Below are 11,773 nucleotides of genomic sequence, written 5' to 3' on the forward strand. Positions count from 1 at the left end.
ATCAAATTGGTATTATTAAACCGAGAGCAGATTAAATACAATTGTTTGGAAAATAGGGGAGATATACCTCAATAAGAAAGGCTATTAACAAAAAAGCAATTTAGTTTCCTAAATTGCTTTGTATCATTTAAATCCAAGTGCTTTTTTATAAAACAATATAAGTAAAGTTAGTCTGCAATATACTCGACCACTTCAAGGCCGAAGCCTGATAAAGAATGGTACTTAGTTTGAGAGCTAAGCAAGCGCATTTTACTTACGCCTAAGTTAGCTAATATTTGTGAGCCAACTCCCACATTACGTGAGCCAATATGGCGGTTAACTTCTTTTACTGATTCGCCAGCATCAAGTTTCGCATACTTTTCAACTAAGCTAATAAGTTGCGCTGGAGACTCATGCTTACCTAATAACACCAATACGCCACCTTCTTTGCCTATTTTTTCTAAGGCGCTTGCCATAGGCCAAGTTGCTACACTTTCGCGTTGGCTAAATAATAGGTCTCTGAAAGTGTTTTCTAAATGAACACGTACTAAGGTTGGCTCCTCTGCTTTAATTTCACCTTTGGTTAAAGCAAAGTGTGCTTGACCATCAATGGTATCTTTAAATACAGTTAAGTCGAACTCACCAAAATCTGTAGGTAATTTACATTGAGAAACACGTTCAATGGTGGTTTCATTAGCATTTCTAAATTCAATTAAGTCGGCGATAGTACCCATTTTAATATCATGTTTTTTGGCGATAACTTCTAAATCTGGACGACGCGCCATGGTGCCGTCCTCATTTAAAATTTCAACAATAACAGACGCTGCTTCAAAGCCTGCCATGCGCGCTAAATCAACCCCTGCTTCAGTATGACCTGCACGATTTAACACGCCGCCATCCTTAGCAATTAATGGGAATATATGACCTGGTTGCACAATACTCAGATGAGTAGCATCTTTATTTGCTGCAGCTAATACGGTAGTTGCGCGATCAGCAGCCGAAATCCCCGTAGTTACGCCTGTAGCGGCTTCAATAGATACCGTAAAGTTAGTACTAAACTGTGCATCATTTTTATCAACCATTAATGGAAGTTTTAAAATTTCAGCTTTTTCTCGACTCATTGGCATACAAATTAAACCACGACCATGAGTTGCCATAAAGTTAATCGCTTCAGGCGTTACTTTTTCAGCGGCCATAATGAAGTCACCTTCATTTTCTCTGTCTTCATCATCCATTAAAATCACCATTTTACCTAAAGCGATATCTGCGATGATTTCTTGCGGGGTATTTAAATTCATTTCGGCCTCTTTAATGACTAACTAAGGTTAGCCTGTCTTTTACTCTTTATTTTACTATGATGAGTAAATTGTATGATGATTTAAGATTTTGTTTATTGTACATATTTATATGGCTGTTTATTTAATAAAACCAGCTTTTAATAACATAGATTCGCTAACATTCGATATTGTAGCTGTTGCATCTTTTTTCGTTAACAAGCGCTCTAAATAACGAGCGATTAGGTCCACTTCAATATTTACTTTAGTGCCTACTTTGTAGTCTCCGAAAATAGTTTCTTTAACAGTGTGCGGCACTATGGTTAATCTAAATTTACCTGCACCGCCGCTGTCCGATAAAGCATTAACCGTTAAGCTTGTACCATCAATAGTCACCGAACCTTTTTCAGCAATATAATGCGCTAAATCACTTGGCATACTTAACCAGTATTCAATGCTGTTACCGTTGTTGTTAATTTCAAGTATTTCACTAACACCGTCAACATGACCTGAGACCATGTGACCGCCAAAGCGTGTACTGGCAAGCATGGCTTTTTCTAAATTAACTTTGCTGCCCACTTTATAATTTGCAAAACCTGTACGTTGCAAAGTTTCATTCGAAACATCAGCACTATAACTACCACTGTTTTGACTACTGTTAAAGTCAACAACGGTTAAACAAATACCATTAGTGGCAATAGAGTCACCTAATTTTACATCGCTCATATCTAAGTTATTAGTATCAATAACTAAGCGTGCGCCTTGTGCATTAACATTGATAGCTTTAATACTACCAACGGCTTCGATAATTCCTGTAAACATAGTTTTGCCTATTTAATTTGTCTCAATTTTATTTTGAAAATTGACTGGTAATACGAATATCATTACCAACCATTGAGATGTCTTTTATTGTAAGTGCTTTAGCTTGTTCAAGTTTTAATATTGATGGCGTAGCCACTAAGCTTTTACCATCACTGCCCATTAACTTGGGCGCTTGATAAAGAATTAATTCGTTAACTAAATTCTGTTCAATAAAAGCGCCGCTTAATTTAGCACCTGACTCAATCAATACATCATTAAGCCCTAAACTTGATAAATGTGTTAATAACGCTTTTAAATCTATTTTCAACTTATCAGTTAAAGGTAACTGTACATGCTCTACAAAATGCGGCCATTGTTGAGCATTTTCAACCTTATTATCACTAATGTTAGCGCTAATAATCAATACTGGCGACTCATGTTCAAATAAGGCTAAATCAGGTGTTAATCTATTTTGACTATCAATAACAACACGGAGCGGTTGGCGTATTGTATCTTCAGGGTAGTCTGCTGCTAAATATCCAAGTTCAGACCAACGCACATTCATTTTAGCATTATCAAAAATAACAGAGTCTGCGCCCGATATGATTGCACAGCTTTGTGCACGAAGACGCTGAACATCTTGTCTTGCTTCACAGCTTGTTATCCATTTACTTTCACCACTCGCCATAGCGGTTTTACCATCAAGGCTCGCCGCTAGTTTACAGCGCACATAAGGTAAGTTATGAACCATTTTATGAATAAAGCCAACATTAAGTGCGTTTGCTTCTGCTTCAAATAAGCCAGATTGTACCTTTACACCTGCTTGTTCTAATATCACTAAACCATTACCAGAAACCTGTGGATTAGGATCAACCATAGCGGCAATAACATGGCTAACTTGTGCATCAACTAAGGCTTTAGCGCAAGGAGGTGTGCGGCCAAAGTGACTACAAGGCTCTAAAGTCACATAAGCGGTAGCGCCTTTGATTAGTGTAGGATTATTTTTTTTAGCCTCAGCAAGGGCGTTAACCTCGGCGTGTCCCTGCCCTGCTTTTTGATGAAAACCTTCACCAATAATTTTACCAACACCATTTTCGTAATGAACTAACACACAGCCGACACGAGGATTTGGAGATGTTGTGTAATGACCTTTTTTCGCTAATTCAATAGCGCGCGCCATGAATTTTTTATCTTCAGTAGTAAAGCCTTGAGCGTTAGTTGGCGTATTAACTGTCATGTTATTTAGTCGCTTTTACAGTTTTTGTTTGTTTAACTTGTCTTGCTTGTCTGCCTCTACCATTTTTTTCTTTACCTAAACGAGCTATCTCATCGGCAAATTCACTCACATCTTCAAAAGATAAATAAACCGAGGCAAAACGTAAGTAAGCAACTTTATCTAACTCTTTTAATTGCGCCATAATTAAATCACCGAGCATTTCACTGGTAATTTCTCGCTCACCTGTGGCACGCATTTGTGATTTTAATTTATTAATTGCTAACTCAATTTGCTCTGTACTGACCGGACGTTTTTCTAACGCTCTAGTTAGACCTGAAAGCATTTTATCTTCATTAAAAGGCTCTCTGCTGCCATCACGTTTTATAATGCGCGGCATCACTAATTCAGCACTTTCAAAAGTTGTATAGCGCTCATGGCAAACTAAACATTCACGGCGACGACGTACTTGATGGCCATCTGCCACTAAGCGAGAATCAATAACTTTAGTATCAGTAGCCGCACAAAAAGGACAATACATAGTAAACCTGTGAAATAAGAATATTAATTACGAACAAAGGGGTTCGTTCAAGAACAGTATTTTAATATAAAACAACTTATTAAGCTAAAACAAACTGGATTCCCGACAAGAAACTTCGGGAAAGACGATTTAAAGGATTGAAATACCGATATCTCACAATTTTTTGTACTTTTAGAGATTACATTCTAATTTACTATTCTTGAATTCTACAGTGTCGCGGTGGCGACGACACCAAGAAAGAGAAAGGATACAACCTCCGCTTTTACCCTGCCTTTTGACTCCCTCGGAGCTGCTGCTCAAGTATTATCCTACATTCAAAATCATATTTTCGACGTAACAGCGCTGAACGGGCATCCATGCCCTACATCGCTTTGTTCATCATCCATGATGAACATACGTGAATATGACTTTTTCATTACGGTACTTGAGCCAAGCAGTCTTGGTGCTTGTTGGGTGTCTAGTGTTTACTTTTAAATACAACACTTTGGGGGAGTTTTAAATAAAATATCCACCTACCAGTCTACAATATAATTTCGGATTTTATTAGCTTCAATCTTTAGAAACAAAAATGGTCGCACTAGGCGACCATTTTATATATGAATAAGTGATTAAGTTAAATCTGGATTCCCGACAAGATACTTCGGGAATGACGTTAAACTTATATCAATTCATTCATATCAGTAGATGTTATCTTTAAGTTGTACGGGAAAATTTAAAAGAAAAAGCACGGAGCTGACGCTAGTCAATACTCCGTACATCCTGTACTCCGCCTTTCAGGTCAGTCTTCGACTGTGCAAATTCTTTCCCGAAGAATTTGTGAGTACTTTTGATACCTAAATTTTTCTTTACAACGACAAGATAATATTTACTTTTCGTATACTGGGAAACGAGCGCAAAGTGCTGTAACTTGACCTTGAACACGAGCAATTACTTCTTCGTTTTCAATATCATCAAGAATGTCACAAATCCAAGTAGTTAACTCTTTAGTTTCTGCAGTACCAAAACCACGACGCGTGATTGCTGGTGTACCTAAACGTAAACCTGAAGTAACAAACGGAGAACGTGGATCGTTTGGTACAGAGTTTTTGTTAACTGTGATGTGCGCTTTACCTAATGCAGCATCTGCATCTTTACCTGTGATATCTTTATCAATTAAATCAAGCAGTAATAAGTGGTTATCTGTACCGTTAGATACTACTTTGTAACCACGTTCTTGTAATACTTCTACCATTGCTTTAGCGTTGTCTAAAACACCTTGTTGGTAAACTTTAAATTCTGGTTGTAAAGCTTCTTTAAATGCAACCGCTTTAGCAGCGATGATGTGCATTAATGGGCCACCTTGACCACCTGGGAAAACAGCACTGTTTAGTTTTTTGTAAACAGCTTCGTCATCACAGCCAGAAATAATTAAACCGCCACGTGGGCCAGCTAATGTTTTATGTGTAGTTGTAGTAACAACGTGTGCGTGTGGTACAGGGTTAGGGTATAAACCTGCAGCAACTAAACCAGCAACGTGAGCCATATCTACGAAGAAGTATGCACCAACTGAGTCTGCGATTTTACGCATGCGCGCCCAATCAACAACACCAGAGAACGCAGAGAAACCACCAATAATCATTTCTGGTTTGTGTTCTTGTGCTAAACGATCTAGTTCTTCGTAATCAATATCGCCAGTTTCTGGGTGTAAACCGTATTGAAAAGCTTCATAAGACTTACCAGAAAAACTTACACTTGAACCGTGAGTTAAGTGACCACCGTGCGCTAAGCTCATGCCTAACACTTTACCGCCTGGAGAAACTAATGCTTGGAAGACTGCAGAGTTTGCTTGAGAACCCGCATGTGGTTGCACGTTTGCGTAAGTAGCGCCAAATAATTCTTTTGCACGGTCAATTGCTAATTGCTCAGCAATATCAGCAAACTCACAACCGCCGTAATAACGCTTACCTGGGTAACCTTCAGCGTATTTGTTAGTTAACTGTGAGCCTTGTGCTTCAAGAACACGAGGGCTACAGTAGTTTTCAGAAGCAATTAGTTCGATGTGCTCTTCTTGACGAACAACTTCGTTAGCGATTGCTTCAGCTAACTCTGGATCAAAAGAAGCGATATTCATATCACGAGTAAACATGGTTTATTCCTTAAGTATTTCAGCCCAAGGCTGCAAACTATGTCTAAATTAACTGCATTAAAACAGTTTACTCAGACACACAAAAATTAATGGCGGTATTTTGCCTGAATTTTGCCTAGTTGTACACGGTAAAAAAGACTGGCGTTAGTGCATTTAGCACTGATTTATAGCTAAACGGTTAAGCACTAACACTTAACCGAGAAATTATTTTTTTTATCAAGCGAAACATATTGGTATACCCACTCTACTTGAAGATGCATGATTCAGCAGGAACGGGTATAAAGGTCAGCAAACAATAAGTAAAAGTGACGATTTTGTACAATGAAAGCTATTCATGTACTGATGAATTAATCGTTTAGCTAAACTTTAACTAAGCGTTAACTAAGCGCCATTACCACTTTTTCAGACTTCAGTTTTTTAGCTAAAGCTAAAACAAGTACAACTGTGATAGTAATTGTCACAACACTAGTTGCAATAAAAGCTAGCCAATTAACTTCTACTCCTTTAAAAATGTTTTCAATGATCATTGATTGACCCGCCACAGGTAACCAATTAAGCCACTCTGGTCTGTCATCCATCAACGAAACAACAAATGGTATAAATGCTGGAATACCAATAAGAATACTCACCGTTGACTGCGCCTCTTTGAAACTTTTAGTTTGAAATGCTACAAATAATTGGCAAGCTGAAGCAAAAAAGCAAATAGGCAATAGTAAGGTTAATAGAGTTAATGATGTGCTGATATCAAGGGTGAAGGTTGCGCCTATTTTAGTTAAATCGACAAAACCAACAGATAACGAAGTAAGACCTAACACGAGCACAATACCAAGAATAGAAATGGTTGATGCGCTAATTAACTTTGCTAGCACTATTTGTAAAGTACTTACCGGTTGGCACAAGAGCATTTCTAATACATTACGTTCTCGTTCGCCAGCGCTTGAATCTATTGCCACCGAAAGCCCCGACATAAAAGCGGCAAGCATCAAGTAAATACCGAGCATAATGGAAATAAGCATAAAGGTTGCATCAGGTTTTGAGGTGTCTTGTTCAACTAAGGTAATTGGATTTAACAAACGAACATCAACACCACGTAACAAAAGACGTTTATAACCAATATTTAACGAGTATGAGCGCACCGCATTATTAATACGTCTTACTGGCGAGCCAACCGCTTTGTCAGTAAAGTCAGCTTGTAAATAGAGTTTAATAGGCCGCCCTTGTGCCATATCGGTTTCATAATCTATTGGAATATTTACAGTAATATTACGTTGTTGCCATATTGCTTTATCCCCCTCAGGTACATCAGCAAGACTTAACAGGTTATTATCCGCAAAGTATTCCATTAATTTAGGGGCGTATTCTGCACCATTAAAGTTTACGTAAATAGGCGGCTCATCAATCAGTTTTTCAATGGTTATTTTTGACATCAGCACAATCATTACTGGCGCCATAAATGCCATCATCAGCGCTACTATTAACGCTCGCTTATCTCGAAAAGCTTCTTTGTATTCTTTTAAAATAAGTGACTTTAACTGGTATAAATATAAGTTCATGCTTGAGTTAACGGTTGAAGAATGGCTCATTAAGCTGCAACTCCTTCGTCCGTACCAATGAGTTTCACAAAGGCATCTTCAAGGTTAGTCTCTCCTGCTAAATCACATAACTCTTGCGGCGTACCTTGGGCGGCAAGCTTACCATTAGCAACAATAATCACTCTGTCACACAGTGCGGCAACCTCTTGCATTACGTGTGATGAAAATAAAATACAGTGCCCTTTCGCTTTAAACTTAGCAAGATAATCACGTAATATACGAGTACTCATTACGTCTAAGCCACGGGTTGGCTCATCAAGTACAAAATTTTGCGGCTGGTGAACGAGTGCTTGCGCTAAGGTTACTTTCATCCGTTGACCTTGCGAAAAGCCCACCGTTTTACGATGCGCTAAATCACTTAAATCTAAATCTTCAATCACTTGAGCAATTGCTTGTTTTTTGGTTTGTCCCGATAAACCATGTAGGCTGGCAAAATAATCAATTTGTTCATAAGCAGTTAAACGCTCATACAAACCAAATTTATCGGGGAAAATACCCAGTTTAGCACGCGCAGCTAATGGCTTTTCGGTAACACTAATACCATCAATGGTGGCAAAGCCTTCATCAGCACAAAGTAATCCGTAAAGTGTACGTAAACAAGTGGTTTTACCTGCGCCGTTCGGTCCTAAAATGCCAGTAATTTCGCCATCTTTTGCGGTAAATGACAATCCATCAAGGGCTTTAACTGTGTTGTTTTTATCTTTTTTATCGATAAAAGACTTATGTAAATTATTAACTTCAATCATCGTTATGCTCTCACTAAATAACTTACTAAATACCATTAACACTGGTCATAAATACCTCTTGGGGAATATCTTTTAAACATGACTCATCGAGTTTATTAGGCACTTTACTATTTAAAAATTCATTCACCAATTTATTAGCACAAGTACTCATTGCCACCGTGTGCGACGCACTTTTTACAATTATATGATGACTATTAGGTAACGAATTTGCAGGATATTCACCATTACTTGGCGGTGTTACCGGATCTAAATTACCCGATAAAATAAGAGTAGGAATATCAGCAGTTACGCTTTGGTAAAACGCTTCGCTAGGTCGATACTCTGGAAAATACGGACAAACCATATGCCATGCTTTTTGACTATTGTTACCGTCAAAATTATTATTCGCATCTGCGACTTTATCTTTTACTGACACTCTTGGCATATCTTCGTTACACACAATATTAAAGAGTAATCCGGTATATACCATTTGCTCGCCTTCATTTTGCGCCATTAAGCCAATCAATGGTTGATAATTACCTAGAAAAGCTTGATGGATCACTAACGGCAACATTGAGCGCCCGCGCATACTATACAATTGAAAACGTAAATTACCGGTAAACTTAGTGTCATCAAGTACTAACTTTGTTGGTGTACCTAAACGAGGGTGTAAAATATCAAGAGTGACAGGCTTTTTGGCTAATCGTGCTTTCACGGCTTGAAACTCTTCTGCTAAATCAGGAAAAGCTTTATGGCATGATTCATTCTTATTGCAATTTTCAAGTAACAAGTTAAAAGCTCTCGCGCCACTTTGACCAAACAGCCCAATAGGCACTTCAACGGGACCCACACTATCAAGAATTACACTGTCGAGTGATTCAGGAAACATGCGCATAAATACTAACCCTGCTCGTGTACCGTAAGAGCCACCGTAAATATTTATTTTTTTATGACCAAGTGCGGCGCGAATTGCATCAAAATCTCGAATGGCATTTTCAGAATTGTATTGGCTTAAATCTTTAACAACACCTTTAGCAACATCACCAGTAAACTGCGCAATACAATCTTTTATTTCGGTTGGCGTTAACTCATCAGGTAATGAACTATAAACATTATTCATCGCTTCAAAGTCACAAGTTAACGCACTGCTTTCACCAGTACCGCGTTGATCCACTAAAATAATATCGCGTGTTTTACGTATTTCTCTAAAAACTTGATTCAAGCTAGTTGCTAACTCAACTGCCGCTTGTCCTGGACCACCCGCCAAAAACATTAACGGTGTTTTATATTCACTATTATCAATGGCTGGCAATACCGCTACATTAATTAGAATTTTAGCGTCATTAGGTTTGTTGTAATTTTCGGGTACTTCAAGTTTACCGCACTTTACTTGCGTACGAATTTCACCTAAATGACAACTTTCAAGTGTTAACGCATGATTTGCAAATGCCGCCGTAATTGCTCCTATCGGAAGTATTACGACAACTAACGAGTACACCAATACTTTAATTATTTTCCACTGTAATATCATTCTTTGTGCTCAATCAAACATTTGTTCATTAATCAGATTTAATGAACAAATTATTACAGAAAACTTGCCTAAAAAGTTAATAAAGCTAAAATTAAATTAGAATAAAAAATATCAATGCTAACTGACTGATAAACAATCGATAACTTATTTAAAGTGAATTTTTTTATTAAGGCATTGAAAAAAAATTAAATAGCGATTCCCAAATGCTCAAATAAGGGATAAGGTCTGTTTATTATATTTTAAAATTTGTAGGTTGGATTACATATGGAATTAAATCAGTGGGTCGATGAGTTATTCGAAGTATTTGACGAAGATAAAGATGGACAAATTAATCGCTCAGAATTTGTAGAGTTAATTGATGTTTTATTGCAAGACAAAGGTATTCGTATGTGCGAAACCATTTTTAATCAATTTGATAAAAATCACAGTAACTCTATTTCTAAAGATGAGTTAAAAGACATGGTGATTGATTTAGCACTTTAGTGCTTGATTACTGATTACTTTAGTACGTTATAAATGGATATTTTTTAAGTTACCTATAAGTAAGAATATAATAATCATATCGAACTTAAACTTCTTAAATTTAAACATTAAACCGCACTTACACCACATCTAAATGCGCTTGCCTATCTCAAGGCTAAAATTACTTTAGCCTTATATCCACGCAATTTGGCAGTTATTTGTTTTAAATGGCGAGACTTGCCACTTTTTAATGATTTATTGGTATGTTTGATCTGTCGTGTAATACGCCATCAATATGCGCTGTCATAATGATTTGAAAATAAAGTAACGAATAATTGAATACCACAACTTACACTTATCTAGTTGCTGCTTTAGTCTACTAATTGATTTTAAAAATGGCCTATAACACCAACAAAAACACCTTTAAAATCAAGTTCTGTATATAGATTATTAATATCTGTAAATGCCATATTCACCACCCTATACCCTAAAGTCAGGTTATACTTGCCCGTTCTGTTATGAATAAGATCATAGCTAAAACCCGCTTGATAATCTGAAAGTGAGTGTTCATCTGTCAATGACAGATCAGCTTGGGCAAACACGCTTAACCTTGTTAATGGTAAGCCAATGTTGGTAGCCATATAAAGCATAGGCACAATATCATCAGTTTTTATTTTGCCTGTAGGAGTAACAGAACGTGAGGTTGATGCTAGCGAACAATCCCCTTTTAGATCACCGTTTTCGTCATAACATGACTCATGCCAATCAGTTCTGTCAGGTTCACCATCTTCTATAATTGGTGGGCCGGCCACTGTGACACCACCACCAAAATCTCTCGCACTTAATCCTAAATCAAAAGAAAATTGCTCATTATCAAACAATTCGTAATATAAGGTGTAATCAATATAACTGACATTAAAACTAGCATTAACCTCATCACCTATAGCAAAGGGCTCACCATCAAAGCTAAACGCTTGCGTTAAAGTCGTTTTACCTGTGGTATCTAGCGAAGTATTTGCAATACGAATATTAGGAAGTAAAGAATAAGGGTGCTCAATGGCAACAAAATAGTTAATTTGTAGCGCTTCTTTTAAATTAAAATCAATGAGGTTATTGTTTTCCCCAAAAAGGCCGGTTGCTTGACTTTGCCAGAATTGGCCGCCCAGAGATAATCCAACCGTATTATTTTCTTGCGGAGTGAAAGTAAAAGCGGCTTGTGCGTTAACTGTAAATAATGCTGTAATTATCGTTGAAAAAATTAACTTATTCATAAAATATCATCCTTGTTGCGTCTCCGCCTTACATACAAATAAGCAATTAACCTATTTAACTGACTTTCTCTATTTTGATACCATAATAGATTGCATATATGTATTCATGTAATTTTCAATTATAGCTAAAAATACAATATTTACACCGAGCGATATTTTATTCAACTTATAAATCAACAAGATAACATTAGTCGTTATCAGCTCAGTAAGAAAGTATAAGGGCTGGATTAATAGCTGTGCGAAGGGAAAATATTTAAAG

General features: G+C 37.2%; 10 protein-coding genes. 1 reads left to right on the forward strand and 9 read right to left on the reverse strand.

Going from position 1 to position 11,773, the window contains the following annotated elements:
• Positions 1-167 precede the first annotated feature (167 nt).
• The 8 genes from ribB to KO502_RS14115 form a co-directional block, all read right to left on the reverse strand.
• Positions 168-1,277, reverse strand: a complete 1,110-nt coding sequence (gene ribB / locus KO502_RS14080) for a 3,4-dihydroxy-2-butanone-4-phosphate synthase (RefSeq protein ID WP_216023201.1) — start codon at positions 1,275-1,277, stop codon at positions 168-170.
• 117 nt (positions 1,278-1,394) lie between these two features.
• Positions 1,395-2,075: a riboflavin synthase gene (locus KO502_RS14085; protein ID WP_216023202.1), complete on the reverse strand. Its 681-nt coding sequence runs from the start codon at positions 2,073-2,075 to the stop codon at positions 1,395-1,397.
• Between the two features lie 28 nt (positions 2,076-2,103).
• Positions 2,104-3,291, reverse strand: coding sequence for a bifunctional diaminohydroxyphosphoribosylaminopyrimidine deaminase/5-amino-6-(5-phosphoribosylamino)uracil reductase RibD (ribD, locus tag KO502_RS14090; protein ID WP_252730779.1), 1,188 nt, complete (start codon positions 3,289-3,291; stop codon positions 2,104-2,106).
• Between the two features lies 1 nt (position 3,292).
• Positions 3,293-3,808, reverse strand: coding sequence for a transcriptional regulator NrdR (gene nrdR / locus KO502_RS14095; protein ID WP_216023203.1), 516 nt, complete (start codon positions 3,806-3,808; stop codon positions 3,293-3,295).
• An 865-nt stretch (positions 3,809-4,673) separates the two neighbouring features.
• Positions 4,674-5,933 (reverse strand): serine hydroxymethyltransferase, encoded by a 1,260-nt coding sequence (gene glyA / locus KO502_RS14100; RefSeq protein ID WP_216023204.1) that lies wholly within the window; start codon positions 5,931-5,933, stop codon positions 4,674-4,676.
• Between the two features lie 377 nt (positions 5,934-6,310).
• Positions 6,311-7,516: an ABC transporter permease gene (locus tag KO502_RS14105; protein ID WP_216023205.1), complete on the reverse strand. Its 1,206-nt coding sequence runs from the start codon at positions 7,514-7,516 to the stop codon at positions 6,311-6,313.
• Positions 7,516-8,271 carry an ATP-binding cassette domain-containing protein gene (locus tag KO502_RS14110; protein ID WP_216023206.1) on the reverse strand — a complete coding sequence of 252 codons (756 nt, stop codon included), beginning with the start codon at positions 8,269-8,271 and terminating at the stop codon, positions 7,516-7,518. The genes KO502_RS14105 and KO502_RS14110 overlap by 1 nt, the downstream gene beginning before the upstream one ends.
• Before the next feature lie 25 nt (positions 8,272-8,296).
• Entirely contained in the window at positions 8,297-9,781 is a 1,485-nt protein-coding gene (locus KO502_RS14115) for an alpha/beta hydrolase (protein ID WP_216023207.1), read from the reverse strand.
• A 264-nt stretch (positions 9,782-10,045) separates the two neighbouring features.
• On the opposite strand from KO502_RS14115, the gene KO502_RS14120 reads away from it, so the two are divergent.
• The gene (locus tag KO502_RS14120; RefSeq protein ID WP_216023208.1) at positions 10,046-10,264 is read left to right on the forward strand and encodes an EF-hand domain-containing protein; all 219 of its coding nucleotides are present in this window, start codon (positions 10,046-10,048) and stop codon (positions 10,262-10,264) included.
• 368 nt (positions 10,265-10,632) lie between these two features.
• Here KO502_RS14120 and KO502_RS14125 read toward each other — a convergent pair whose 3' ends face one another.
• The gene (locus tag KO502_RS14125; protein WP_216023209.1) at positions 10,633-11,514 is read right to left on the reverse strand and encodes a TIGR04219 family outer membrane beta-barrel protein; all 882 of its coding nucleotides are present in this window, start codon (positions 11,512-11,514) and stop codon (positions 10,633-10,635) included.
• Positions 11,515-11,773: the final 259 nt, after the last annotated feature.

This window comes from Colwellia sp. E2M01 (assembly GCF_018860585.1).
GTDB lineage: Bacteria > Pseudomonadota > Gammaproteobacteria > Enterobacterales > Alteromonadaceae > Colwellia.

What these genes read in the sequence shown, in the direction of transcription:
- glyA (WP_216023204.1), bottom strand. Translation starts at nt 5,933, where the DNA reads ATGTTTACTCGTGATATGAATATCGCTTCTTTTGATCCAGAGTTAGCT.
- KO502_RS14125 (WP_216023209.1), bottom strand. Translation starts at nt 11,514, where the DNA reads ATGAATAAGTTAATTTTTTCAACGATAATTACAGCATTATTTACAGTT.
- nrdR (WP_216023203.1), bottom strand. Translation starts at nt 3,808, where the DNA reads ATGTATTGTCCTTTTTGTGCGGCTACTGATACTAAAGTTATTGATTCT.
- KO502_RS14110 (WP_216023206.1), bottom strand. Translation starts at nt 8,271, where the DNA reads ATGATTGAAGTTAATAATTTACATAAGTCTTTTATCGATAAAAAAGAT.
- ribD (WP_252730779.1), bottom strand. Translation starts at nt 3,291, where the DNA reads ATGACAGTTAATACGCCAACTAACGCTCAAGGCTTTACTACTGAAGAT.
- KO502_RS14120 (WP_216023208.1), top strand. Translation starts at nt 10,046, where the DNA reads ATGGAATTAAATCAGTGGGTCGATGAGTTATTCGAAGTATTTGACGAA.
- KO502_RS14115 (WP_216023207.1), bottom strand. Translation starts at nt 9,781, where the DNA reads ATGATATTACAGTGGAAAATAATTAAAGTATTGGTGTACTCGTTAGTT.
- ribB (WP_216023201.1), bottom strand. Translation starts at nt 1,277, where the DNA reads ATGAATTTAAATACCCCGCAAGAAATCATCGCAGATATCGCTTTAGGT.
- KO502_RS14105 (WP_216023205.1), bottom strand. Translation starts at nt 7,516, where the DNA reads ATGAGCCATTCTTCAACCGTTAACTCAAGCATGAACTTATATTTATAC.
- KO502_RS14085 (WP_216023202.1), bottom strand. Translation starts at nt 2,075, where the DNA reads ATGTTTACAGGAATTATCGAAGCCGTTGGTAGTATTAAAGCTATCAAT.